Raw genomic sequence first — 26,679 nt, forward strand, 5'->3', positions numbered from 1 at the left:
TTACAGTATAATAAAAGGAACAAGTGTTTGCATTTTAACTCTAAACACAAGCAATGATTCCTGAAAGAATACAGTTAGGAGAGGGTTATGCCGATTCGAATTGATAAAAAATTACCAGCTGTTGAGATTTTACGGACAGAGAATATCTTTGTCATGGATGATCAACGTGCTGCCCACCAAGATATCCGCCCTTTGAAGATTTTAATTTTAAATCTCATGCCACAGAAAATGGTCACAGAAACCCAGTTGTTGCGCCATTTGGCCAATACACCCCTGCAACTGGATATTGATTTTCTCTATATGGAGAGCCACCGTTCTAAGACAACTCGTTCAGAGCACATGGAGACCTTTTATAAAACTTTTCCTGAAGTCAAGGATGAGTATTTTGATGGCATGATTATCACGGGTGCTCCAGTTGAGCATTTACCATTTGAGGAAGTGGATTATTGGGAAGAATTTAGCCAGGTGCTTGAGTGGTCTAAGACCCATGTCTATTCGACCCTTCATATCTGTTGGGGTGCTCAGGCTGGTCTTTATCTGCGTTATGGAGTGGAAAAATACCAGATGGACAGTAAGCTATCAGGTATTTATCCTCAGGACACCCTAAAAGAGGGTCACCTTCTCTTTAGAGGTTTTGACGATAGTTACGTAGCTCCTCATTCTCGGCACACGGAGATTTCTAAGGAAGAGATTCTGAATAAGACCAATCTCGAGATTTTGTCAGAAGGTCCTCAGGTTGGGGTTTCGATTTTGGCTAGTCGTGATTTACGAGAAATTTATAGTTTTGGGCATTTGGAATATGACCGTGATACCTTGGCAAAAGAGTATTTTAGGGATCGTGACGCAGGTTTAGCTCCTCATATTCCAGAAAATTACTTTAAGGATGATGATGTTAATCAGACGCCTTGTCTTTGTTGGTCTTCATCGGCAGCCCTCTTTTTCAGTAACTGGGTGAACTATGCGGTCTATCAGGAGACGCCTTTTGACTGGAGAAAAATAGAAGATGATGCATCCGCATTTGGGTATTTATAAGAGGAATTATGACATATTTAGACGCTTTTAAATCAGGGAACTTGGTTTTACCGAGTGCCCTGCTCTTGCATTTTAAGGAACTCTTTCCTTCTAGCGATGATTTTCTAGTCTGGCAATTTTTCTATTTGCAAAATACGACAGGCTTAGAAGAAATGTCACCAAGCCAGATTGCTGAAAGGATTGGCAAGGAAATTTCGGATGTCAACCAGTCTATCTCTAATCTGACGGAGAGGGGACTGCTTCAGTACCGTACTATCGAATTAAATGGTGAAATCGAATTGCTTTTTGATGCTAGTTTGGCTTTGGAACGTTTGGATGATTTGCTTGGAGTCGCTCATTCGAGTTCAGACCAGTTGACACCTCAAAATCAGCTCAAGGATTTGGTAGAAACCTTCCAGCAGGAATTGGGACGTTTGTTGACACCTTTTGAGATTGAGGATTTGACCAAGACACTAAAGGAAGATGGGACCAGTGCTGACTTGATTAAGGAAGCTCTTCGTGAAGCTGTTTTGAATGGAAAAGCAAACTGGAAGTACATCCAGGCCATTTTGAGAAACTGGCGCCATGAAGGCATCAAAAGTGTGGCCCAAATAGAGGCCAAGCGGGCAGAAAGAGAAGCCAGCAATCCTCAGTTGACACAGGTATCTGCAGATTTCAGAAATGCTATGGATCTTTGGAAGGATTAATCCATGTAAGCAGGCTTGAAATCCGAGTAAGATTTGCAAGCTGTGTTTAATTGTGATAAAATAAATAGAAAATAAATTGAAAAAAGAGGTATGTGAAATGTCACGTAAACCATTTATCGCTGGTAACTGGAAAATGAACAAAAATCCAGAAGAAGCTAAAGCATTTGTTGAAGCAGTTGCATCAAAACTTCCTTCATCAGATCTTGTTGAAGCAGGTATCGCTGCTCCAGCTCTTGATTTGACAACTGTTCTTGCTGCTGCAAAAGGTTCAAACCTTAAAGTTGCTGCTCAAAACTGCTATTTTGAAAATGCAGGTGCTTTCACTGGTGAAACTAGCCCACAAGTTTTGAAAGAAATCGGTACTGACTACGTTGTTATCGGTCACTCAGAACGCCGTGACTACTTCCATGAAACTGACGAAGATATCAACAAAAAAGCAAAAGCAATCTTTGCAAACGGTATGCTTCCAATTATCTGTTGTGGTGAGTCACTTGAAACTTACGAAGCTGGTAAAGCTGCTGAATTCGTAGGTGCTCAAGTATCTGCTGCATTGGCTGGATTGACTGCTGAACAAGTTGCTGCCTCAGTTATCGCTTACGAGCCAATCTGGGCTATCGGTACTGGTAAATCAGCTTCACAAGACGATGCACAAAAAATGTGTAAAGTTGTTCGTGACGTTGTAGCTGCTGACTTTGGTCAAGAAGTGGCAGACAAAGTTCGTGTTCAATACGGTGGTTCTGTTAAACCTGAGAACGTTGCTTCATACATGGCTTGTCCAGACGTTGACGGTGCCCTTGTAGGTGGTGCGTCACTTGAAGCTGAAAGCTTCTTGGCTTTGCTTGACTTTGTAAAATAATCAGTAAGTAGCAAAAGCTAGGTGGAACAGCATTCAGGTGCCTGTTCCATTTTTTATAGGAGAGGAAAGATTGAAAACAAAATTTGTATGTATAGGGCTAGCAAGTCTTTGCTTACTTGGCGCAAGAGTTTCAGGAATTGCGGCAGATGAAACAAGTGGAAGCACAGTTTCAGAAAAATCTAGTTTATCAACAGGAACTTCATCAACTAGTAGCAATGAACAGAGAAACAGTGTCTCTGCCCACTGGGATGGGGATTATTATGTAAAGGCTGATGGTTCTAAAGCTCAAAGTGAATGGATTTTTGACAACTACTATAAGGCTTGGTTTTATATTAAATCAGATGGTCGTTACGCGCAGAATGAATGGCATGGAAATTACTACCTGAAATCAGGTGGATATATGGCCCAAAACGAGTGGATCTATGACAGTAATTACAAGAGTTGGTTTTATCTCAAGTCAGATGGGGCCTATGCTCATCAAGAATGGCAATTGATTGGAAATAAGTGGTATTACTTCAAGGAGTGGGGTTACATGGCTAAAAGCCAATGGCAAGGAAGTTATTTCTTGAATGGTCAAGGTGCCATGATGCAAAATGAATGGCTTTATGATCCGGCTTATTCTGCTTATTTTTATCTAAAATCCGATGGAACTTATGCCAACCAAGAGTGGCAAAAAGTGGGCGGCAAATGGTACTATTTCAAGAAGTGGGGCTATATGGCGCGGAATGAGTGGCAAGGCAACTACTATTTGACTGGAAGTGGTGCCATGGCGACTGATGAAGTGATTATGGATGGTGCTCGCTATATCTTTGCGGCTTCTGGTGAGCTCAAAGAAAAGAAAGATTTGAATGTCGGCTGGGTTCACAGAGATGGTAAACGCTATTTCTTTAATAATAGAGAAGAGCAAGTGGGAACCGAACATGCTAAGAAAGTTATTGATATTAGTGAGCACAATGGTCGTATCAATGATTGGAAAAAGGTTATTGATGAGAACGAGGTGGATGGTGTCATTGTTCGTCTAGGTTATAGCGGTAAAGAAGACAAGGAATTGGCGCATAACATTAAGGAGTTAAACCGTCTGGGAATTCCTTATGGTGTCTATCTCTATACTTATGCTGAAAATGAGACTGATGCTGAGAATGATGCTGAACAGACCATTGAACTTCTGAAGAAATACAATATGAACCTGTCTTATCCTATCTACTATGATGTTGAGAACTGGGAGTATGTGAATAAAAGTAAGCGTGCTCCGAGTGATACAGGTACTTGGGTTAAGATTATTAACAAGTACATGGAGACGATGAAGCAGGCGGGCTATCAAAATGTGTATGTCTATAGCTATCGTAGTTTATTACAGACGCGTTTAAAACACCCAGATATTTTAAAACATGTAAACTGGGTAGCAGCCTATACGAATGCTTTAGAATGGGAAAATCCTCATTACTCAGGAGAAAAGGGTTGGCAATATACCTCTTCTGAATACATGAAAGGAATCCAAGGGCGTGTGGATGTCAGCGTTTGGTATTAAGATATAAGTTTGAAAAAGGAGTGTGCAAGAAAATTGCATCCTCTTTTTCTTTATTTTGTCGCAGTTAAGAGATGTGTAAGGGGACTGTGTTTTATTCTAAAGAATTCTTAAATTATCAGTCTATTGCAACTTTTCTCATGTGGGTCATTTGGCTTGCAATTGTCTTTCCTTAGTAGTATACTAAGGTAGTAATCATTAAGAAGTGGTTACATAAAAATAATGAATGAGGTAAAAACAATGGTAGAATTGAAAAAAGAAGCAGTAAAAGATGTAACATCATTGACAAAAGCAGCGCCAGTAGCATTGGCAAAAACAAAGGAAGTCTTGAATCAAGCTGTTGCTGATTTGTACGTAGCTCATGTGGCTTTGCACCAAGTACACTGGTATATGCGTGGTCGTGGTTTCCTTGTATGGCATCCAAAAATGGATGAGTATATGGAAGCTCTTGACGGTCAATTGGATGAAATCAGCGAACGCTTGATCACACTTGGTGGAAGCCCATTCTCTACATTGACAGAATTCCTTCAAAACAGTGAAATCGAAGAAGAAGCTGGTGAATACCGCAATGTTGAAGAAAGCTTGGAACGTGTTCTTGCTATCTACCGTTACTTGTCAGAACTTTTCCAAAAAGGTTTGGATGCCACTGATGAAGAAGGTGACGATGTGACAAACGGTATCTTTGCAGATGCTAAAACTGAAACGGATAAAACAATCTGGATGCTTGCAGCAGAACTTGGACAAGCACCTGGTTTGTAAGAAACAAGGTAACATAGATAAATCTGTAGGAAATTTCTTACAGATTTTTTCTATTTTGTAAGCTATTCCAAACCAGTCTTTTTTTGAGTTTTTTGATAAAATAGTACTATCAGTAAAAAGGATGGAAGCATGACTAAGAAAATCGTAGCTATTTGGGCCCAGGATGAAGAGGGTGTGATTGGTAAGGACAATCGTCTGCCTTGGCATTTGCCAGCAGAACTGCAACATTTCAAGGAAACAACTCTGAATCATGCTATCTTGATGGGGCGCGTGACCTTTGATGGGATGGGGCGTCGCTTGCTTCCAAAACGTGAGACCTTGATTTTGACACGTAACCTAGAAGAAAAGATAGATGGGGTTGCTACTTTTCACGATGTCCAGTCTGTCTTGGACTGGTATCAGGGTCAAGAAAAGAATCTCTACATTATCGGTGGGAAGCAGATTTTTCAGGCTTTTGAGTCCTATTTGGATGAAGTGATTGTGACTCACATTCATGCTCGGGTGGAGGGAGATACCTATTTTCCTGAGGAGTTTGACTTATCTCTTTTTGAGACAGTTTCAAGCAAATCCTATACCAAAGATGAGAAAAATCCTTATGATTTTACCATCCAATACCGCAAGAGAAAGGAAGTCTAATGGAACGGAGTTTATTTGGTTTATTCACGGCTTTTCTGTGTTTCATCTGCCTTCTGGCAGGAGCACAGGCTTTTCGTAAAAAGCGTTACGGGCTTTCTATCCTCCTTTGGTTAAATGCCTTTACTAATTTGGTCAATAGTGTCCATGCCTTTTACATGACCTTATTTTAGATAGAATGACAGTATAGAATAGAACGGAAGGAAATCATGCCTACAACTAGGAAAAATGATATGATGGTTTATTGCTCATTTTGTGGCAAAAGCCAAGAAGAAGTACAAAAAATAATCGCTGGCAACAATGCTTTTATCTGTAATGAATGTGTGGAGTTGGCCCAGGAAATCATTCGAGAGGAGTTGGCTGAGGAAGTTTTAGCAGACTTGTCTGAGGTACCAAAACCAATCGAACTTCTCCATATCTTGAACCACTATGTAATCGGTCAAGATCGTGCCAAACGTGCTTTAGCAGTAGCAGTATACAACCACTACAAACGCATCAATTTCCACGATACGCGTGAAGAGTCAGAAGATGTGGATTTGCAGAAGTCAAACATCTTGATGATTGGCCCAACTGGTTCAGGGAAAACATTCCTTGCCCAGACCTTGGCTAAGAGTTTGAACGTGCCTTTTGCGATTGCAGATGCGACAGCTCTGACGGAGGCTGGTTATGTGGGTGAGGACGTAGAAAATATCCTCCTAAAACTCCTGCAGGCTGCTGACTTTAACATTGAACGTGCAGAGCGTGGGATTATCTACGTGGATGAAATTGACAAGATTGCCAAGAAGAGTGAGAACGTTTCTATCACACGTGACGTTTCTGGTGAAGGGGTGCAACAAGCCCTTCTCAAGATTATCGAGGGAACTGTTGCCAGCGTACCGCCTCAAGGTGGACGCAAGCATCCGCAACAAGAGATGATTCAAGTGGATACTAAAAATATCCTCTTTATCGTGGGTGGTGCATTTGATGGCATCGAAGAAATTGTCAAACAACGTCTGGGTGAAAAAGTCATTGGATTTGGTCAAAACAACAAGGCGATTGACGAAAATAGCTCCTACATGCAAGAAATCATCGCAGAAGATATTCAAAAATTTGGTATTATCCCTGAGTTGATTGGACGCTTGCCTGTTTTTGCAGCTCTTGAGCAATTGACTGTTGATGACCTGGTTCGCATCTTGAAAGAGCCAAGAAATGCCTTGGTCAAACAATACCAAACCTTGTTATCTTATGATGATGTCGAGTTGGAATTTGACGACGAAGCCCTACAAGAGATTGCTAATAAAGCCATCGAACGAAAGACAGGGGCGCGTGGACTTCGCTCGATTATCGAAGAAACCATGCTAGATGTCATGTTTGAAGTACCGAGTCAGGAAAATGTGAAATTGGTCCGCATCACTAAAGAAGCTGTCGATGGAACGGATAAACCAATCCTAGAAACAGCCTAGAGGTGACTATGGAACTTAATACACATAATGCTGAAATCTTGCTCAGTGCGGCTAACAAGTCCCACTATCCGCAGGATGAACTACCAGAGATTGCCCTAGCAGGGCGTTCCAATGTTGGCAAGTCTAGCTTTATCAACACCATGCTGAATCGTAAGAATCTAGCTCGTACATCGGGGAAACCTGGTAAAACTCAGCTTCTTAACTTCTTTAACATTGATGACAAGATGCGCTTTGTGGATGTGCCTGGTTATGGCTATGCCCGTGTTTCTAAAAAGGAACGTGAAAAGTGGGGGCGCATGATAGAGGAGTACTTAACGACTCGGGAAAATCTCCGTGCAGTGGTCAGTCTAGTTGACCTTCGTCATGATCCGTCAGCAGATGATGTGCAGATGTACGAATTTCTCAAGTATTATGAGATTCCAGTCATCATTGTGGCAACCAAGGCGGACAAGATTCCTCGTGGTAAATGGAATAAGCATGAATCAGCAATCAAAAAGAAATTAAACTTTGACCCAAGTGACGACTTCATCCTCTTTTCATCTGTCAGCAAGGCAGGGATGGATGAGGCTTGGGATGCAATCTTAGAAAAATTGTGAGGAAAAGAAAATGGCAAAAACAATTCATACAGATAAGGCCCCAAAGGCTATCGGACCCTATGTTCAAGGAAAAATCGTTGGTAACCTTTTGTTTGCTAGCGGTCAAGTTCCCCTATCTCCTGAAACTGGGGAAATCGTTGGAGAAACGATCCAAGAACAGACAGAACAAGTCTTGAAAAACATCGGTGCTATTTTGGCAGAGGCAGGAACAGACTTTGACCATGTTGTCAAAACAACTTGCTTCTTGAGCGATATGAACGACTTTGTTCCTTTTAACGAGGTTTACCAAACGGCCTTTAAAGAGGAATTTCCAGCTCGTTCAGCTGTGGAGGTAGCTCGTCTTCCTCGTGATGTAAAAGTCGAAATTGAAGTCATCGCAGAGATTGGATAAGCTAGTTGAAGTTTGGTGTTGCCAAACTTCTTTTGATATAAGGAGAAAAAGATGACAAAGAAACAACTTCACTTGGTGATTGTGACAGGAATGAGTGGGGCAGGCAAAACTGTAGCCATTCAGTCCTTCGAAGATTTGGGTTATTTTACTATTGATAATATGCCTCCAGCTCTCTTGCCTAAGTTTTTGCAGTTGGTGGAAACAAAGGAAGACGACCATAAGTTGGCCTTGGTAGTAGATATGCGTAGCCGTTCTTTCTTCTCAGAGATTCAAGCTGTTTTGGATGAGTTGGAAAACAAGGAAGAACTGGACTTCAAAATTCTCTTTTTGGATGCAGCTGATAAGGAATTGGTCGCGCGTTACAAGGAAACCAGACGGAGTCACCCACTAGCTGCAGATGGTCGGATTTTGGATGGAATCAAGCTGGAACGTGAGCTCTTGGCACCTTTGAAAAATATGAGCCAAAATGTGGTGGATACGACTGAACTCACTCCTCGTGAGCTGCGTAAAACCCTTGCAGAGCAGTTTTCGGATCAAGAACAAGCCCAGTCTTTCCGTATCGAAGTCATGTCTTTTGGCTTTAAATATGGAATTCCGATTGATGCGGACTTGGTCTTTGATGTTCGTTTCTTGCCAAATCCCTACTACCTTCCAGAACTGAGAAACCAAACGGGTATAGATGAACCTGTTTATGATTATGTCATGAACCATCCTGAGTCAGAAGACTTTTATCAACATTTGTTGGCCTTGATTGAGCCGATTTTGCCAAGTTACCAAAAGGAAGGGAAGTCTGTTTTGACCATTGCCATGGGATGTACGGGTGGACAACACCGTAGTGTGGCCTTTGCTAAACGCTTGGCGCAGGACTTATCCAAGAATTGGCCTGTTAATGAAGGGCATCGCGACAAAGATCGAAGAAAGGAAACGGTAAACCGTTCATGAGAAAACCAAAGATAACGGTGATTGGTGGAGGGACTGGGATCCCCGTCATTCTTAAAAGTCTGCGGGAAAAAGATGTGGAAATCGCTGCTATCGTAACGGTGGCGGATGATGGTGGTTCATCAGGTGAACTCCGAAAAAATATGCAGCAATTGACACCGCCAGGTGATCTGCGTAATGTCCTTGTGGCCATGTCGGATATGCCTAAGTTTTATGAGAAAGTCTTTCAGTATCGCTTTTCCGAGGATGCCGGAGCCTTTGCTGGCCATCCATTGGGCAATCTCATTATTGCAGGTCTGTCAGAAATGCAGGGTTCGACCTATAATGCCATGCAGTTGCTGAGCAAATTTTTCCATACAACTGGGAAGATTTATCCTTCCAGCGACCATCCTTTGACCTTGCATGCAGTCTTTCAAGATGGGACAGAAGTGGCTGGAGAGAGTCATATCGCAGACCATCCAGGCATGATTGACCATGTCTATGTAACCAATACCTTCAACGATGATACACCTCTGGCCAGCCGTCGAGTAGTGCAGACCATTCTTGAAAGTGACATGATTGTCCTAGGGCCTGGCTCTCTCTTTACCTCTATTTTACCTAATATCGTGATTAAGGAAATCGGGCAGGCGCTTTTGGAAACCAAGGCAGAAATCGCCTATGTCTGCAATATCATGACCCAACGTGGGGAGACGGAACACTTTACAGATAGCGACCATGTGGAAGTCTTGCATCGTCACCTTGGTCGCCCTTTTATCGACACTGTCTTGGTGAATATCGAAAAAGTGCCTCAGGAATACATGAATTCCAACCGGTTTGATGAATACTTGGTGCAGGTGGAACATGATTTTGCTGGTCTTTGTAAGCAAGTTCCGCGCGTGATTTCATCCAACTTCCTTCGTCTGGAAAATGGAGGTGCCTTCCACGATGGGGGTTTGATTGTGGACGAGTTGATGCGGATTATACAGGTGAGAAAATGAGTTTCACAGTAGCAGTAAAAGAAGAAATTCTGGGTCAACACCATCTGAGCCGGCATGAATTATCTGCCATTATCAAGATGTCTGGTAGTATCGGTCTCTCGACTTCGGGCTTGACCTTGTCCATCGTGACAGAAAATGCCAAGCTGGCCCGTCACCTCTATGAGTCCTTTCTCCATTTCTATGAAATCAAATCGGAAATCCGTCACCACCAACGGAGCAATCTTCGCAAGAATCGGGTCTATACCGTTTTTACAGATGAAAAGGTGCAGGACTTGTTGAGTGATTTGCACTTGGCAGACTCCTTCTTTGGCCTGGAAACAGGTATTGATGAGGCGATTTTATCGGACGAGGAAGCAGGACGTGCTTATCTTTGTGGAGCTTTCTTGGCAAATGGGAGCATTCGTGATCCTGAATCGGGTAAGTACCAGTTGGAAATCAGTTCTGTTTATCTGGACCACGCGCAAGGGATTGCCTCTCTTCTCCAGCAGTTTTTACTGGATGCCAAGGTACTTGAGCGTAAGAAGGGGGCTGTAACCTATCTCCAGCGTGCCGAAGATATTATGGACTTCTTGATAGTAATCGGAGCCATGAAGGCGCGTGATGATTTTGAGAGAGTAAAGATTTTGCGAGAAACCCGTAATGACCTCAATCGGGCTAATAATGCTGAAACAGCTAATATCGCTCGGACAGTTTCTGCCAGCATGAAGACTATCAACAATATCAGCAAAATCAAAGATATTATGGGCTTAGAAAATCTGCCAGTGGATTTGCAGGAAGTAGCGCAATTGCGGATTCAGCACCCAGACTACTCTATCCAGCAGTTGGCAGATAGCCTCAGCACCCCTCTGACCAAAAGTGGCGTCAACCACAGACTGAGAAAAATCAATAAGATAGCCGATGAGTTATAAAGATATAAAACACCTTTTTCTTGACAATTGAATAGAGCATGTGAGATAATAAAGAGGAATTGAGAAGTTCTAGCATTTTAGTGCTAACAGAAATCCCCTCGGTATTGCAGTACCGAGGGGATTTTTTCTGGGTTAGATAGCACTAACCAGGAAGGTTATACTCAATGAAAATAAAAGAGCAAACTAGGAAGCTAGCCGTAGGCTGTACTTGAGTACGGCAAGGCGAAGCTGACGTGGTTTGAATTTGATTTTCGAAGAGTATTACTTGTCGAAGTGATCGTCTAACCAACGAGTCACCAGCCATGAGATGATACTCTCGATGACTGCGATAAGTACTATTTTGAGAAGTTCTAGCATCTATAATACATCCTTTTCCAAGGCGTATCGTTAGTGCCATCGTTATTATATTATATGCTGCATCAATTTGATAGGATATTTTACTTTTTGAAAAAGAAGGGGAAAGGCAAAAAGCAATGTCATTAAGTTAAGAAATTTAGCTCTTTAAAATCAAAAACGCATAATATCAGGTATTGAAAACCGTGATACTATGCGTTTTATTGTGAGAAAATTTATTTCATTTTCTCTTGAAATTGAGTTTTTATCTAATCTCTAATGAGTTATTTCCAAGTGACCAGTTCGCTCCAAACGCTAATATTCGATATAGTAGAGGTTTCACCAGCTGGAACCCATTTGTTGGTGCCTAAGTATCTAACTTCTAGTTTACGAACATTTACTGTGTAAGATGCTTTTAGTCTAATATAACCATAAGTGTAGGGTGGTACGTTATGGGAGACTGAGTGATTTAAACTAAGTCCAACTCCAGACTCCGGAGCAGAAAAGCTAGCACCTGCACCTATAGTTAGGGTAGCTCCAGCTTTTCCACCATAGGCTGTTGAACTTAGAGCTCCTGATGTGGCACTGCTCTCGTAAGAGTGAGAGTATTTAGTTCTATAATCTGCAACACCAGTCGCGTTAGAACGAGTCTGATACATAGATGTAGACTCCAAATAGGCATCTCTAAGTTCAGTCGTATAAAATGAGAGTAACTCCCCTGTGTTGATTTCTTTTATAATACGATTAGATACAATTTCATAATTTGTGCCAGGATAGATATCGGCAAAAACTGTAGACGTTGTGACTAAGAATAATAAACTTGATAGTAGAGAGAAAAACAAAATTTTCAGTTTAATCATAAAAGTTTTCTTTCTTCCTAATCAAAAGATTATTTTTTCAATCCTTTGAAAGTCATAATGCACCCAAAAAAGATACTGAGAGTTCCTATAGGTCTCCAATATAGATTCCAAAAGAGTAAAATTAACCTTCCTTTCAGTGGCTCATCGGGTCCGGCATAATAGGGGTTGATGTGAAATAACAAAAAACCAAAACATAAAACGATGATTCCACTCAAGAATAAAATGTCCTTATTTACTTTTCTCATAAAATCTCCTTTTATTTTATATCCTCTTCTAAATTTATTATACATCTAAAAAAGGAAAAACAAGCCTATTTTTAATTTTTTATATGGTATAATAGAATAGTTGGAGAGTTTTGATAGATTTTTAAAAGACTGATATGAAATACTTTGTATAATCTAATGATTCTGCAAAAAAATTTCTTATTCAAACAAGAGCAAAGGGAAGGTGGGCTGCATATCAGAAGTTAGATGTATTTCTGTCTAATTTTTGAGGTGTCGTTCATTTTAAAACCACGAATCCTATGTGACTCGTGGTTCTTTTTTATAAACTAGTAGAGTGTTTTGGTTGTACTTTTTGCTCAGGGTCGATGTAGTTGATGGCATTGTTGACAGCAGTTGGAGCTTCTCCGAGGCCTGTCGCAATCAAGTCAATTTTTCCATCATAGTAGCAGCAGTCACCGATAGCATAGATACCTGCTTGGCTGGATTCCTGTTTACTGTTGACTATAATCTTGTGGCGGTTGAGGTCCAGACCCCAGTTTTTAAGGTTACCGACCGAAGATTTGAAACCATAGTTGACAAAGAGGTGGTCTAGGTCAATGGTTTCTGTTTCATCAGATTTGACTTTTGTGATTTCAAGTTTATCGAGTGTTTTTCCATCTCCAAGGAGTTGGCTAGGGACGAATGGTGTCTTGATGGTTACAGATGATTCTTGCAAGGCTTGGACACTATGCTCTAAGGCACGGAAATTATCTCTGCGGTGAACAAGGGTAGTTGGCGCAATTTTTTCAAAAGCCAAAGCCCAATCCACAGCTGAGTCTCCCCCACCAAGAATCGTCACTTTTTTACCAGCATATTGCTGAATGTTGGAAACGTGGTAGTGGATATTTTCATACTCCTCAACACCTTCCAATTCCAGCGGACGTGGTTTGAAGGCACCGCCACCCATAGCAATGATAACTGTTTTAGACAGGTGACTACCTTTAGAAGTTGTAATGACAAAGCCTTCTTCTTGTTTTGCAATCTCAAGAACCGTTTCATTGAGATGAATAGGAGTATCAAAGCCATTTAATTGCTCGATTAGACGATTAGTCAACTCTTCTCCAGTTAGATTTGGGAAGCCTGGGACGTCTAGGATTTCCTTTTCAGGATAGAGAATAGCAGGTTGTCCACCTAGCTGGGGAAGGGAGTCGATGATTTGGACCTTGGCTTGGCGTAGGTGGGCGTAAAAGGCTGCAAAAAGACCGACGGGACCACCACCTACAATGGTAATATCATATAGTTGAGACATGGTTTCTCCTTTGTTTTTTCTAGTCAGTTTATTTTATCATATTTTTTCTTTAATTTAAAATGAAGTAGGATAGGGAAAAAAATGTCAGAAAAATGGTATAATAGAAAGGAACGTGTTTGGACAGAGAGGAGACAGCAGATGAACTTTCAACAATTATCCAACCTGCAATATTGGACTAGCTTGTTTTCTAGTCCTTGGAGTATTGCCATCAATCTGTTTGATATTTTGATTGTGACCTATATTTTATATCGTTTTACAAAAGCGATAGCTGGCACCAAGATTATGATTTTGGTACGGGGGGTCTTGATCTTTGTATTAGCCCAGGTTGTGGCCAATATCCTTGGTTTAACAACGATTTCTTGGTTGATTAACCAGATTATCACTTATGGGGTTATTGCTGCGGTTGTTATCTTCTCTCCAGAGATTCGGACTGGTTTGGAACGCTTGGGAAGGGCGACAGATTTCTTTTCTACTACTCAAATAAGTGCGGAAGAGAAAATGATTCGTGCTTTTGTCAAGTCAGTTGAATATATGAGCCCTCGTAAGATTGGTGCTCTGGTTGCCATTCAACGAGTTCGTACCTTACAAGAATACATCGCGACAGGAATTCCCTTGGATGCCAAAATTTCAGCAGAACTCCTTATCAATATTTTTATTCCCAACACTCCCTTACATGATGGTGCTGTGATTATCAGAGAAAATCGGATTGCAGTCACCTCTGCCTATCTGCCCTTGACAGAAAGTACAGGGATTTCCAAGGAATTTGGGACCAGACACCGGGCGGCTATTGGTTTATCAGAAGTGTCGGATGCCTTGACCTTCATCGTTTCAGAGGAAACAGGTGGTATTTCTATTACCTACAATGGGGTTTTCAAGCATGATTTGACGATTGAAGAATTTGAAGCAGAGCTACGAACAATTCTTTTGCCAGTTGTTGAGGAAAAAGTCAGTTTCAAGGACCGTTTGCTAGGAGGTTGGAAATATGAGAAAAAATAGTCTATATATCATTTCATCTCTATTTTTTGCTTGTGTCTTATTCATCTATGCAACATCGACTAATTTTCAAAATAACAATACGGTAAGGCAGGTCAAATCAGAAACCTATACCAATACGATAACGAACGTTCCTATCGATATTCACTATGATGATGACCAGTATTTCATCAGCGGATTTGCATCAGAGGTTTCAGTTGTGCTGACAGGTGCCAATCGTGTGACCTTGTCCAGTGAAATGCAAGAAAGTACACGTAAATTCAAGGTTACTGCTGACCTAACAGATGCTAGTGTTGGAACGATTGAAGTTCCCTTGAATATTGAAAATCTTCCAAGTGGATTGACCGCTGTGGCAACGCCTCAAAAGATCACAGTGAAAGTTGGGAAGAAGGTTAAGCGAGATGGGATGATTGTTGTGCCACAAGTTGATCAAAGCCAGATTGATCCCAAGCTACAACTTGATAGTGTAACCGTGTCAAATGAACGCGTTTCGGTCACAACTGACCAGGAAACATTAGCTAAGATTGACAAAGTTATTGCGCTTTTACCAACCAGCGAACGCATAACAGGTAATTACAGTGGCTCAGTACCTTTGCAGGCAATCGACCGCAATGGGGTTATCTTACCAGTAGTGATTACTCCCTTTGATACAACAATGAAGGTCACTACGAAACCAGTAGCACCAAGTTCAAGCACAAGCAGTTCGTCGGAGACATCTTCGTCAACGAAAGCAACTAGTTCAAAAACGAATTAAAAATAGGAAAAAGGATTTTATAAAAATGGGTAAATATTTTGGGACTGATGGAGTCCGTGGAGAAGCTAACGTAGAACTAACGCCAGAATTGGCTTTTAAGCTAGGACGTTTTGGAGGCTATGTTCTTAGCCAACATGAAACGGAAGCACCGAAAGTCTTTGTAGGACGTGATACACGTATTTCAGGGGAAATGCTGGAATCAGCCTTGGTGGCAGGCCTGCTGTCTGTGGGGATTCACGTATACAAATTAGGCGTTATGGCAACACCAGCAGTAGCTTACTTGGTTAAAACTGAAGGAGCAAGTGCCGGTGTCATGATTTCTGCTAGCCACAACCCAGCCCTTGATAACGGAATCAAGTTCTTTGGTGGGGATGGCTTCAAACTAGATGACGAAAAAGAAGCAGAAATTGAAGCCTTGCTAGATGCTGAGGAAGACACTCTTCCTCGTCCAAGTGCTGAAGGATTGGGAACCTTCGTAGATTACCCAGAAGGCTTGCGTAAGTATGAAGGCTACCTTGTTTCAACTGGAACTCCTCTTGGTGGAATGAAGGTTGCCTTGGATACAGCCAATGGTGCAGCTTCTACAAGTGCCCGTCAAATCTTTGCAGATCTTGGTGCTCAATTAACTGTTATCGGGGAAACACCAGATGGTCTTAACATCAACCTTAATGTTGGTTCAACCCACCCAGAAGCCCTTCAAGAAGTGGTCAAAGAAAGCGGGTCAGCTATCGGTTTGGCCTTTGACGGAGACAGTGACCGTTTGATTGCTGTTGATGAAAATGGCGACATCGTCGATGGTGATAAGATTATGTACATTATCGGGAAATACCTTTCTGAAAAAGGACAATTGGCCCAAAATACAATTGTGACAACTGTTATGTCTAACCTTGGTTTCCACAAGGCCTTGGATCGCGAAGGTATTAACAAGGCAGTTACTGCAGTTGGCGACCGATACGTTGTTGAAGAAATGAGAAAATCAGGCTACAACCTTGGTGGTGAACAATCTGGTCACGTAATCTTGATGGATTACAATACAACAGGTGATGGCCAATTATCAGCAGTCCAATTAACTAAAATCATGAAGGAAACTGGTAAGAGCTTGTCAGAGTTGGCAGCAGAAGTAACCATTTACCCACAAAAATTAGTTAATATCCGAGTGGAAAATGTCATGAAGGAAAAGGCCATGGAAGTGCCAGCTATCAAGGCTATTATCGAGAAGATGGAAGCTGAAATGGCAGGGAATGGTCGTATCCTTGTTCGTCCAAGTGGAACAGAGCCCCTTTTGCGTGTTATGGCAGAAGCGCCTACAACAGAAGAAGTAGACTACTATGTTGATACCATCGCAGACGTTGTTCGTGCTGAAATCGGGATTGACTAAATCCTAGAAAACTAGATGAAAATAAAAAATTATGGTACAATAGCTTATAATATTGTAGCCAAGGGAGAAAGACATGAATCTTAAACGTGAACAAGAATTTGTTAGTCAGTATCATTTTGATGCGCGTAATTTTGAATGGGAAAATGAAAATGGAGCTCCTGAAACTAAGGTGGATGTGAACTTCCAATTGCTCCAACATGACCAAGAAAATCAAGTGACTTCCTTGATTGTCATCTTGACATTTATGATTGTATTTGATAAGTTTGTCATCAGTGGAACCATTTCACAGGTAAATCATATCGATGGCCGTATTGTCAATGAACCAAGTGAATTGAGCCAAGAAGAAGTGGAAACTTTGGCTCGTCCATGTTTGAATATGCTCAACCGTTTGACTTACGAAGTAACTGAAATTGCATTAGACTTACCAGGAATCAATTTGGAGTTCTAATATGAAACTAGCTGTTATCACAGATTCTTCTGCCTATCTCAGTGCAGAGACCTTGCAAAGAGAAGATTTGTATGTCTTGGATATTCCTGTCAATATTGATGGTGAGGAGTATGTCGAAGGTATCAATCTGACTGCTGAGGAATTTTACCCAAAAATGGCTCAGGCTTCTGAATTGCCTAAGACTAGTCAACCAAGTATTGCCAAGTTAGATGAAATCTTAACTTCGCTCAAAGAACAAGGTTATACCCATGCTTTGGGGCTTTTCCTATCTTCTGGAATTTCAGGTTTTTACCAAAATATCCAGTATATGATAGATGAATATGAGGGCTTAACCATTGCTTTTCCAGACACTTTGATTACAAGTGCTCCTCTAGGTATCATGGTTGAAAGCGTCTTTAATTGGCGTGACCAGGGCGATGATTTTGCCAGCATTCAGGATAAGCTAGCCATTCAAATCAGTCGTACGTCAGCCTTTATCATGGTAGATGATTTGGATCATTTGGTGAAAGGTGGACGTCTTTCAAATGGGGCTGCGATTTTGGGTAATCTGCTTAGCATTAAGCCAATCCTCTATTTCAATGACCAAGGTGTGATTGAAGTTTACGAAAAAGTTCGTACTGAAAAGAAAGCAACCAAGCGCTTAATTGAAATTATCAAGGAAACAACGGCTTCAGGCCAATATCGGGTCATTGTCATTCATGGGAATGCTCCTGAAAAGGCTGAAGAGTTGCGTCAACACTTGCTTGAATCTGGAGTGGGTACGGATATTTCACTAGCTACATTTGGTAGTGTCATTGGGACACACCTAGGATCAGGAAGCATTGCCCTGGGTTATATTCCAGTAATTTAGTTGGCACTTCTAGACTAGTTAAGATGCCTTGTATCTTAGCAATTGAACACGGACTATCTGCCTCATGAAAAAAGATGCCTGTCTGGCCTTTTGTGGAAAGTCAGCGTCATTCCCTATTTTCATGTGCAGCTAACGTCCTTTGTATCTTGATAATTGAACACGCCTGGAACCCTGTGTGAAAAAGATAGATTTTCCAAGGAGTAGACACTTCTTGATCAAAACTCCTATTTTCACTTTGTGTTCCTACAGGCTTTGTATCTTAGCAATTGAACACGGACTACCTGCCTCATGAAAAAAGATGCCTGTCTTGCCTTTCGTGGAAAGTCAGCGCCATTCCCTATTTTTCATGGGCAGCTAACGTCCTTTGTATCTTAGACAGGAGTAGAGATGAGTATTCGAGTAATTATTGCTGGTTTTAAGGGAAAGATGGGCCAAGCTGCTTGTCAGATGGTCTTGGCTGATCCAGACTTGGACTTGGTAGCAGTTTTGGATCCTTTTGAGTCTGAGTCAGAATGGCAGGGTATTCCTGTTTTCAAGGATAAGGCTGATTTAGCAGGCTTTAAAGCGGATGTCTGGGTAGATTTTACTACTCCAACTGTTGCCTATGAAAATACACGTTTTGCTCTTGAAAATAGCTTTGCTCCAGTAGTTGGAACGACTGGTTTCACAAGTGAAGAAATTGCAGAGCTAAAAGCATTTTCTCTTGAACAAAATTTGGGTGGCTTGATTGCTCCTAACTTTGCCTTGGGTGCTGTTTTACTCATGCAATTTGCAAAGCAGGCTGCCAAACATTTCCCAAATGTGGAGATTATCGAGCTCCATCATGACAAGAAAAAGGATGCCCCGAGTGGAACAGCTATTAAAACAGCTGAGTTAATGGCAGAAGTTCGAGAGTCTACCCAGCAAGGTGCGCCTGATGAAGAAGAATTGATTGCAGGTGCCCGTGGTGCTGACTTTGATGGCATGCGTATTCACTCAGTTCGTTTGCCAGGCTTGGTAGCCCATCAGGAAGTCATCTTTGGCAATCAGGGAGAAGGATTGACCCTCCGTCATGACTCCTATGATCGTAGCTCCTTCATGACAGGGGTGAATTTGGGAATTAAAGAAGTTGTCAAGCGTCATGAGCTTGTCTATGGATTAGAACACTTATTATGAGATTAACGCAAATGCCTTCTGAATTTCAGAAGGCTTTACCAGTATTAGAAAAAATTAAAGAAGCAGGTTTTGAAGCCTATTTTGTTGGGGGTTCTGTTCGAGATGCTCTCCTCAATCGTCCTATCCATGATGTGGATATTGCGACGTCTTCTTATCCAGAGGAGACCAAGCAGGTTTTTCCGCGAACAGCCGATATCGGAATCGAGCATGGAACCGTCTTGGTCTTAGATGGGGATGAGGAGTATGAGGTAACCACTTTTCGGACAGAAGATGTCTATGTGGACTATCGAAGACCCAGTGCGGTTTCCTTTGTGCGTTCGCTAGAAGAAGACCTCAAGCGCCGTGATTTCACAGTCAATGCCTTTGCCTTGGACGAGACAGGGGAAATCATTGACTTGTTCCGTGGTTTAGAAGATTTGGAAAATCAAGTTTTGCGGGCGGTTGGTGTAGCTAGTGAGCGTTTCAACGAAGATGCTCTACGGATTATGCGTGGTTTCCGTTTTCAGGCCAGTCTTGGCTTTGAGCTTGAGTCAGAAACATTTAAAGCTATGAAGACCTTGACGCCACTTTTGGAGAAAATTTCTGTAGAGCGTACTTTTGTTGAGTTTGATAAACTCTTGCTGGCTCCATTTTGGAGAAGGGGCTTGGCTTCCATGATTGAGAGTCAAGCTTATGACTATCTCCCTGATATGGCAGCTAGCCAGGACAAGCTCAACAGATTGTTTGATTTGGAGTCTAATTTCACCTTTGAATCCTCTGAACAAGCCTGGGCGGCTCTACTGTGGGCTTTGGAGATTGAAAATGCGCAGCCATTTTTGAAAGCTTGGAAGACCTCACGTCAGTTTGCCAAGCAGGTACAGGATTTGCTGATTATTTTGGCTCTGCGTGAAAAGAGAGAATTGAGCAAGCGCGATTGTTACCGCTTTGACTTGGATTTACTTTTACAGGCTGAAAATCTTCGTCAGGCTCAAGGGAAACCAGTCAACCCACAAGCCATCACAGAAACCTATCAGAGTTTGACCATTCATGACAAGAAAGAAATCCAAATCAACGGTGGTATTTTGATCAAGGAATATGGTTATCAGCCGGGCCCAGACTTGGGAGAGATTTTAACAGAGATTGAATATGCCATTGTCGATGGAGAATTGGAAAATGACCGTCAAGCCATCCATGCTTATCTGAGGGAGAAAAAATGAGTGATTTTATCGTTGAAAAACTAAGTAAATCCGTTGGTGACAAGACCGTTTTTAAGGATATTTCCTTTATTATCCATGACCTAGACAGAATTGGTCTGATTGGTGTCAATGGAACAGGGAAGACTACACTTTTAGATGTTCTTTCTGGTGTTTCTGGCTTTGATGGGGATGTCAGTCCCTTTTCAGCTAAGAATGATTACCAGATTGGTTACTTGACCCAAGATCCTGATTTTGATGATAACAAGACGGTATTGGATACGGTTCTATCTAGCGACCTCAAGGAAATCCAGCTCATTCGTGAGTACGAATTGATCATGCTCAACTACAGTGAGGAGAAGCAGGCGCGTTTGGAACGTGTCATGGTTGAAATGGATTCTCTCCAAGCTTGGGAAATCGAGAGTCAGGTCAAGACGGTTCTCAGCAAGCTGGGTATTCAGGACTTATCTACTCCTGTTGGGGAATTGTCAGGTGGTCTGAGAAGACGAGTCCAGTTGGCGCAAGTTCTTCTTGGTAATCACGACCTTTTGCTACTGGATGAGCCGACCAACCATCTGGATATTGCGACTATTGAGTGGCTGACCCTCTTTTTAAAAAATTCTAAGAAGACCGTCCTTTTTATTACTCACGACCGTTATTTCCTAGACGCTTTGTCAACTCGGATTTTCGAATTGGACCGAGCAGGATTGACCGAGTACCAGGGAAATTATCAGGACTATGTTCGCCTTAAGGCGGAACAGGATGAGCGCGATGCAGCCCTTCTCCATAAAAAGGAACAACTTTATAAGCAAGAATTGGCCTGGATGCGCAGACAACCGCAGGCGCGTGCGACCAAGCAGCAGGCTCGTATCAATCGTTTCCATGACTTGAAGAAAGAGGTTTCAGGCAGTACTGCTGAGACAGACTTGACCATGAACTTTGAAACCAGTCGGATTGGGAAGAAAGTTATCGAGTTTCAGGATGTTTCCTTTGCTTATGAAAACAAGCCTATTTTGCAAGATTTTAATCTCTTGGTGCAGGCCAAAGATCGTATTGGAATTGTTGGGGACAACGGTGTTGGGAAATCAACTCTCCTTAACTTGATTGCAGGAAGTCTTGAGCCGACAGCAGGTCAAGTTGTCATAGGGGAAACTGTTCGCATCGCCTATTTCTCTCAGCAAATTGAGGGCTTGGATGAAAGTAAGCGAGTGATCAATTACTTGCAGGAAGTGGCAGAAGAGGTCAAGACCAGCGGTGGTTCTACGACTTCGATTGCAGAGCTGCTGGAGCAGTTCCTTTTCCCACGTTCGACACATGGAACCTTGATTGAGAAATTGTCTGGGGGAGAGAAAAAACGTCTTTATCTCCTCAAACTGCTCTTGGAAAAACCAAATGTTCTCCTTTTGGACGAGCCAACAAATGATTTGGATATTGCAACCTTGACAGTTTTGGAGAATTTCTTGCAGAGCTTTGCAGGTCCTGTCTTGACAGTTAGCCATGATCGCTATTTTTTGGATAAGGTAGCGACCAAGATTCTCGCTTTTGAGGATGGCAAGATTCGTCCTTTCTTTGGTCATTATACCGATTATCTTGATGAAAAAGTCTTTGAAACAGAGATGGCCAATCAAGTGCAAAAAGCCGAAAAGGAAAAAGTGGTCAAAGTCAGAGAAGACAAGAAACGCATGACTTACCAAGAAAAGCAGGAGTGGGCAAGTATTGAAGGTGATATTGAAGCCTTGGAAGATCGTATCTCTGCTATTGAAGAGGAGATGCAGGCCAACGGCTCCGACTTTGGTAAGCTGGCTACTCTCCAAAAAGAACTAGATGAGAAGAACGAAGCACTCCTTGAAAAATACGAACGCTATGAATATCTAAGTGACTTTGATAGCTAGAAGAATAGAAAAATCCCGTCTCATGGACAGGATTTCTCTATTCTTTTTTTGTTTCTTGGTGAAAGATATTTTGCCAGGTTTCGTGGCGACGCCAGATACTGGTATGGATGATACCATCTAACTCATAGGAGATGAGTTTGGTCTTCTGACTGATGGAAGTGATCTGAATATCCTTGATAGCTGAATTCAACTCTTTTTCGGCTTTATAAGCCTCTTTATCCATCTGCTCTCCATCCTGGCGAATATAGACAAAATCATCAGCCAAGAGTTCTTCCAGTTGATTTCCCTGGTCAATCAATTGTTCACGCATAAGCAATTTTTTATAGACATTATCTAAAATTTCATCCTCAGGGATAGGTGCCGGTTCTATATGGACATCGGTATCAAATACACCAAATCGTTCTTCTAGCATAGACTCAACTTGATCCGCAATCTCGTGGCTCTCATAAACCGACAAGTCAGGATTCATTTCTAGCGTAATATCAAGGTAGATATTGCTACCGTAAGTACGACCTCTTTGAGACTTAACCTTGCTGATCTTGGGAATTTCCATGATGGCATTTTGATAATCCTCAAGCAGGCGGTCGTCGAAGCCATCTGATAGACTAAAGGAAGACTCGATGAAGATATCATAGGCAGTTTTCAAGATAAAGAAAGTGATGATGATAGCAACCAGTTTATCCACAATGGGATAATTGAAACTGCTGGCTAGGATGGCAATGGTAGTACCAAGTGAGGTGACAGCATCAGAAAGATTGTCCTTGGCGGCAGCCTTCAGTGCCTTGGAGTTGGATTTCTTACTGAGACGAGTATTGTAGAGATAGACCACAAACATGATTGCTGCAGACATAATTCCTAGAGTTGCACCAAGAGGATCAATGACCGTTTCTTCACGACTGAGAATCTTCTGAATGGTATCTCTTAGTACATCGAAACCAACATAGAACATGATGATGGAAGTGATTAAACTAGCCAAATCTTCAATCTTCCAGTGACCAAAACGGTGGTCACGGTCTGCAGGCTGGCGTGCCATCCGAATGCCGATCAAGAGGGCAATATTTCCGATGATATCGGATACGTTGTTAAAACCATCTGCCACCAAACTGGATGAATGGAGGAGGTGTCCAGTTGCTAATTTCGCTGCAGACAAGATCAAATAGGTCGAAATGCTGATAATGGCCCCACGCTCAGCTAACTTGAGATTTGAGATAGATTGCTTCATTCAACTTCCTTTCTAGTCATATAGCATTCTACCATTATACTGGTTTTCAAGGGAAAATTCAAATAAGGCATTTTTTACTCTTTGAAAAATTTTCAAAATTTGGTATAATAGAACTACTCAAGGGAGTAGCTGGCAGAAACCTGTGATAGTGTCGTCATTCCGAATTTTATACTGAAAAGTATGCTTTCCGGCACTATCTTAAACAGCGAGACTTGTTATGATTAACAGGTCTCTTTTTGTTTGTCGTGAAAATATACGATGAGGAAAAGAGAGTCTGTTTTGCACACAATGTCAAGGAGGAGACACATGTCAAAAGAACAAAAACGCCAAGCGTTTTACACTCAGAGTCCTGAAGAGGTCTTGCAGGCTGTGGATGCGACCGAGCAAGGTTTGTCATCAAGTGAGGCGGAAAAGCGCCTTGCCGAATTTGGCCACAATGAACTCGAAGAAGGCGAGAAACGATCAATCCTGGTCAAATTCATCGAGCAATTTAAGGATTTGATGATTATCATCCTAGTTGCGGCAGCTATCTTGTCAGTCGTGACTTCTGGTGGGGAAGATATCGCAGATGCCATTATCATCTTAGCCGTGGTAATCATCAACGCTGCCTTTGGTGTTTACCAAGAAGGGAAAGCAGAAGAAGCAATCGAAGCCCTCAAATCCATGTCAAGTCCAGCTGCCCGAGTTCTTCGTGATGGTCATATGGCTGAGATTGATTCTAAAGGATTGGTACCAGGTGATATTGTTGCCCTTGAAGCTGGCGACGTAGTACCTGCAGACCTACGTTTACTAGAAGCCAACTCTCTTAAAATTGAAGAAGCAGCCTTGACAGGTGAGTCTGTGCCAGTCGAAAAAGACTTGACAGTTGAACTTGCTGCAGATGCTGGTATTGGTGACCGTGTCAACATGGCCTTTCAAAACTCAAATGTGACTTATGGTCGTGGTCTTGGTGTTGTTGTCAATACAGGTATGTACACGGAAGTTGGTCATATTGCTGGCATGCTTCAAGATGCTGATGAGACAGATACACCACTCAAACAAAACTTGAACAACCTTTCTAAGGTCTTGACCTATGCAATCTTGGTCATTGCCCTTGTTACTTTTGTAGTGGGTGTCTTCATTCAAGGGAAAAATCCACTTGGTGAGTTGATGACCTCTGTTGCGCTTGCCGTTGCAGCTATCCCAGAAGGGCTTCCTGCTATCGTAACCATCGTTCTTGCCCTTGGTACTCAAGTTTTAGCCAAACGAAACTCTATCGTTCGGAAGTTGCCAGCAGTAGAAACACTTGGTTCAACTGAAATCATTGCTTCTGATAAGACTGGTACGCTGACTATGAACAAGATGACAGTCGAAAAAGTCTTCTACGATGCAGTCCTACATGACTCAGCTGATGACATTGAACTAGGTCTTGAAATGCCCCTTCTTCGTTCAGTTGTCTTGGCCAATGATACCAAAATCGATGTGGAAGGTAACTTGATTGGTGACCCAACCGAAACAGCCTTCATCCAATATGCCTTGGACAAGGGTTATGATGTTAAAGGTTTCTTAGAGAAATATCCTCGTGTAGCTGAGTTGCCATTTGACTCTGATCGTAAGCTTATGTCAACGGTTCACCCGTTGCTAGATGGTCGTTTCCTTGTAGCAGTCAAAGGTGCGCCAGACCAACTTTTGAAACGTTGTGTTCTTCGTGATAAGGCTGGGGATATTGCTCCGATTGATGAGAAGGTTACAAACCTCATTCAGACAAACAACTCTGAAATGGCTCACCAAGCCTTGCGTGTCCTTGCAGGTGCTTATAAGATTATTGACAGCATTCCAGAAGACCTGACTTCTGAAGAGCTTGAAAATGATTTAATCTTTACTGGTTTGATTGGGATGATTGATCCTGAACGTCCTGAAGCTGCTGAGGCTGTTCGTGTGGCTAAGGAAGCGGGAATTCGTCCAATCATGATTACGGGTGACCATCAAGACACTGCAGAAGCTATTGCCAAACGTTTGGGAATCATTGATGCAAATGATACAGAAGGCCACGTTTTAACTGGTGCTGAACTCAACGAACTGTCAGATGAAGACTTTGAAAAAGTAGTTGGTCAATACTCTGTTTATGCCCGTGTGTCTCCAGAACATAAGGTTCGTATTGTCAAGGCTTGGCAAAAACAAGGTAAAGTTGTTGCCATGACAGGTGATGGTGTCAATGATGCGCCAGCTCTGAAAACAGCCGATATCGGTATCGGTATGGGAATCACTGGTACTGAGGTTTCTAAGGGTGCATCTGACATGATTCTTGCAGATGATAACTTTGCGACTATCATCGTCGCAGTGGAAGAAGGACGTAAGGTCTTCTCAAATATTCAAAAGACTATTCAGTATCTACTTTCTGCCAATACGGCTGAAGTTTTAACCATCTTCCTATCAACCCTCTTTGGTTGGGACGTCTTACAGCCAGTTCATCTCCTGTGGATCAACTTGGTAACGGATACCTTCCCAGCTATCGCTCTAGGTGTTGAACCTGCTGAGCCTGGTGTCATGAACCATAAACCACGTGGACGCAAGGCAAGCTTCTTCTCAGGTGGTGTCTTGAGTTCTATTATCTATCAAGGTGTACTCCAAGCAGCTATTGTTATGAGTGTTTATGGTCTTGCGATTGCTTACCCAATTCATGTGGGTGACAATCATGCCATTCATGCAGATGCCCTAACTATGGCCTTTGCAACCCTTGGTTTGATTCAGCTCTTCCATGCCTACAATGTGAAATCTGTTTACCAATCCATCTTGACAGTTGGCCCATTCAAGTCTAAGACCTTCAACTGGTCTATCTTGGTATCCTTCATCCTTCTTATGGCAACAATTGTCGTAGAACCGCTTGAAGGAATCTTCCACGTAACCAAACTAGACTTGTCACAATGGGGAATCGTTATGGGCGGAAGCTTCTCAATGATTATTATCGTCGAAATCGTTAAGTTTGTTCAACGTAAACTCGGTTTTGATAAGAATGCGATTTAAGGGAGGTTTCGGATGTCAGCATATCAATTATAGTAAATTGAAATAAGATATGAACAAATCAATTAGGAAAGTCAAATTAATTTCTAGAAATATTTTAGCAGTCGTGTCGTACGGTTCTATATTCAATCTACTATACTTCATAAGGGACACAAAATGCGTATGGGTAAAAGTGGAAAATACAGTGCATAAGTTAAATGCATATTATGTGTAGAAAAGATGTTGTATTCACAAAGAAAATACAAAGAAAACTTATTTAACGAGAGATTGTGTAGTCATAGAAACTCAACGAGATGAAACAAATTTGGCAACAAAATTATCAGAGCAATTAAATTAGAAAAAATAGCGTAAGCATATATATTGTTT

The 26,679-nt window shown here is 41.9% G+C and carries 24 protein-coding genes; 21 read left to right on the top strand and 3 right to left on the bottom strand.

The genetic code is table 11. The features are described from left to right. Positions 1 to 87: 87 nt before the first annotated feature. From metA to whiA, 12 genes are all read left to right on the top strand, one after another. Positions 88 to 1,032 (top strand): homoserine O-acetyltransferase MetA, encoded by a 945-nt coding sequence (metA, locus tag HMPREF9957_RS09715; RefSeq protein ID WP_001122718.1) that lies wholly within the window; start codon positions 88 to 90, stop codon positions 1,030 to 1,032. Between the two features lie 8 nt (positions 1,033 to 1,040). Continuing rightward, entirely contained in the window at positions 1,041 to 1,718 is a 678-nt protein-coding gene (locus HMPREF9957_RS09720; RefSeq protein WP_000221596.1) for a DnaD domain-containing protein, read from the top strand. Between the two features lie 97 nt (positions 1,719 to 1,815). Beyond that, on the top strand, positions 1,816 to 2,574 hold the full coding sequence (tpiA, locus tag HMPREF9957_RS09725; RefSeq protein WP_000087893.1) for a triose-phosphate isomerase: 759 nt from the start codon (positions 1,816 to 1,818) through the stop codon (positions 2,572 to 2,574). Positions 2,575 to 2,611: 37 nt separating this feature from the next. Beyond that, entirely contained in the window at positions 2,612 to 4,102 is a 1,491-nt protein-coding gene (gene lytC / locus HMPREF9957_RS09730; RefSeq protein WP_080563543.1) for a choline binding-anchored murein hydrolase LytC, read from the top strand. 237 nt (positions 4,103 to 4,339) lie between these two features. Beyond that, complete coding sequence (locus tag HMPREF9957_RS09735; protein ID WP_000229880.1) at positions 4,340 to 4,858, top strand: Dps family protein; 519 nt, start codon at positions 4,340 to 4,342, stop codon at positions 4,856 to 4,858. Positions 4,859 to 4,987: 129 nt separating this feature from the next. After that, positions 4,988 to 5,494: a dihydrofolate reductase gene (locus HMPREF9957_RS09740; RefSeq protein ID WP_000162445.1), complete on the top strand. Its 507-nt coding sequence runs from the start codon at positions 4,988 to 4,990 to the stop codon at positions 5,492 to 5,494. A gap of 206 nt (positions 5,495 to 5,700) precedes the next feature. Continuing rightward, entirely contained in the window at positions 5,701 to 6,933 is a 1,233-nt protein-coding gene (gene clpX / locus HMPREF9957_RS09750; protein ID WP_025170719.1) for an ATP-dependent Clp protease ATP-binding subunit ClpX, read from the top strand. A gap of 8 nt (positions 6,934 to 6,941) precedes the next feature. After that, positions 6,942 to 7,529 carry a ribosome biogenesis GTP-binding protein YihA/YsxC gene (gene yihA, locus HMPREF9957_RS09755; RefSeq protein ID WP_000422605.1) on the top strand — a complete coding sequence of 196 codons (588 nt, stop codon included), beginning with the start codon at positions 6,942 to 6,944 and terminating at the stop codon, positions 7,527 to 7,529. Between the two features lie 10 nt (positions 7,530 to 7,539). Further along, positions 7,540 to 7,920, top strand: a complete 381-nt coding sequence (locus HMPREF9957_RS09760; protein WP_001140420.1) for a RidA family protein — start codon at positions 7,540 to 7,542, stop codon at positions 7,918 to 7,920. A 51-nt stretch (positions 7,921 to 7,971) separates the two neighbouring features. Beyond that, a complete protein-coding gene (gene rapZ / locus HMPREF9957_RS09765; RefSeq protein WP_000163054.1) occupies positions 7,972 to 8,862 on the top strand; it encodes an RNase adapter RapZ in 891 nt (296 codons plus the stop codon). Next, positions 8,859 to 9,836, top strand: coding sequence for a YvcK family protein (locus tag HMPREF9957_RS09770; RefSeq protein ID WP_001231072.1), 978 nt, complete (start codon positions 8,859 to 8,861; stop codon positions 9,834 to 9,836). The genes rapZ and HMPREF9957_RS09770 overlap by 4 nt, the downstream gene beginning before the upstream one ends. Next, complete coding sequence (gene whiA / locus HMPREF9957_RS09775) at positions 9,833 to 10,744, top strand: DNA-binding protein WhiA (RefSeq protein WP_000011265.1); 912 nt, start codon at positions 9,833 to 9,835, stop codon at positions 10,742 to 10,744. Before HMPREF9957_RS09770 ends, whiA begins: the two co-directional genes overlap by 4 nt. A gap of 617 nt (positions 10,745 to 11,361) precedes the next feature. Here the strand turns inward: whiA and HMPREF9957_RS09780 are convergent. Then, on the bottom strand, positions 11,362 to 11,937 hold the full coding sequence (locus HMPREF9957_RS09780) for a hypothetical protein (protein WP_000593531.1): 576 nt from the start codon (positions 11,935 to 11,937) through the stop codon (positions 11,362 to 11,364). A gap of 543 nt (positions 11,938 to 12,480) precedes the next feature. Next, on the bottom strand, positions 12,481 to 13,449 hold the full coding sequence (locus tag HMPREF9957_RS09785; RefSeq protein WP_000080995.1) for an NAD(P)/FAD-dependent oxidoreductase: 969 nt from the start codon (positions 13,447 to 13,449) through the stop codon (positions 12,481 to 12,483). Between the two features lie 138 nt (positions 13,450 to 13,587). Here HMPREF9957_RS09785 and cdaA point away from each other — a divergent pair, with 138 nt between their 5' ends. From cdaA to HMPREF9957_RS09825, 8 genes are all read left to right on the top strand, one after another. Beyond that, positions 13,588 to 14,445 (top strand): diadenylate cyclase CdaA, encoded by an 858-nt coding sequence (gene cdaA / locus HMPREF9957_RS09790; RefSeq protein WP_001011072.1) that lies wholly within the window; start codon positions 13,588 to 13,590, stop codon positions 14,443 to 14,445. Next, positions 14,432 to 15,196 (top strand): CdaR family protein, encoded by a 765-nt coding sequence (locus HMPREF9957_RS09795; protein WP_001230935.1) that lies wholly within the window; start codon positions 14,432 to 14,434, stop codon positions 15,194 to 15,196. The genes cdaA and HMPREF9957_RS09795 overlap by 14 nt, the downstream gene beginning before the upstream one ends. A gap of 25 nt (positions 15,197 to 15,221) precedes the next feature. Next, positions 15,222 to 16,574: a phosphoglucosamine mutase gene (gene glmM / locus HMPREF9957_RS09800; protein WP_000521463.1), complete on the top strand. Its 1,353-nt coding sequence runs from the start codon at positions 15,222 to 15,224 to the stop codon at positions 16,572 to 16,574. A gap of 73 nt (positions 16,575 to 16,647) precedes the next feature. Continuing rightward, the gene (locus tag HMPREF9957_RS09805) at positions 16,648 to 17,022 is read left to right on the top strand and encodes a DUF1149 family protein (protein ID WP_001050087.1); all 375 of its coding nucleotides are present in this window, start codon (positions 16,648 to 16,650) and stop codon (positions 17,020 to 17,022) included. 1 nt (position 17,023) lies between these two features. Beyond that, the gene (locus HMPREF9957_RS09810; RefSeq protein ID WP_000762176.1) at positions 17,024 to 17,872 is read left to right on the top strand and encodes a DegV family protein; all 849 of its coding nucleotides are present in this window, start codon (positions 17,024 to 17,026) and stop codon (positions 17,870 to 17,872) included. 387 nt (positions 17,873 to 18,259) lie between these two features. Next, a complete protein-coding gene (dapB, locus tag HMPREF9957_RS09815; RefSeq protein ID WP_000027871.1) occupies positions 18,260 to 19,027 on the top strand; it encodes a 4-hydroxy-tetrahydrodipicolinate reductase in 768 nt (255 codons plus the stop codon). Then, positions 19,024 to 20,223 (top strand): CCA tRNA nucleotidyltransferase, encoded by a 1,200-nt coding sequence (locus HMPREF9957_RS09820; protein ID WP_080563544.1) that lies wholly within the window; start codon positions 19,024 to 19,026, stop codon positions 20,221 to 20,223. The genes dapB and HMPREF9957_RS09820 overlap by 4 nt, the downstream gene beginning before the upstream one ends. Further along, the gene (locus HMPREF9957_RS09825) at positions 20,220 to 22,091 is read left to right on the top strand and encodes an ABC-F family ATP-binding cassette domain-containing protein (RefSeq protein ID WP_001279106.1); all 1,872 of its coding nucleotides are present in this window, start codon (positions 20,220 to 20,222) and stop codon (positions 22,089 to 22,091) included. Before HMPREF9957_RS09820 ends, HMPREF9957_RS09825 begins: the two co-directional genes overlap by 4 nt. A 37-nt stretch (positions 22,092 to 22,128) precedes the next feature. Here HMPREF9957_RS09825 and mntE read toward each other — a convergent pair whose 3' ends face one another. Then, positions 22,129 to 23,313, bottom strand: a complete 1,185-nt coding sequence (mntE, locus tag HMPREF9957_RS09830; protein WP_000813925.1) for a CDF family manganese efflux transporter MntE — start codon at positions 23,311 to 23,313, stop codon at positions 22,129 to 22,131. 306 nt (positions 23,314 to 23,619) lie between these two features. Here mntE and HMPREF9957_RS09835 point away from each other — a divergent pair, with 306 nt between their 5' ends. After that, positions 23,620 to 26,316, top strand: a complete 2,697-nt coding sequence (locus HMPREF9957_RS09835; protein ID WP_000032448.1) for a cation-translocating P-type ATPase — start codon at positions 23,620 to 23,622, stop codon at positions 26,314 to 26,316. The last annotated feature ends 363 nt before the right edge of the window (positions 26,317 to 26,679 follow it).

The organism is Streptococcus mitis SK1080 (genome assembly GCF_000220085.1).
GTDB lineage: Bacteria > Bacillota > Bacilli > Lactobacillales > Streptococcaceae > Streptococcus > Streptococcus mitis_K.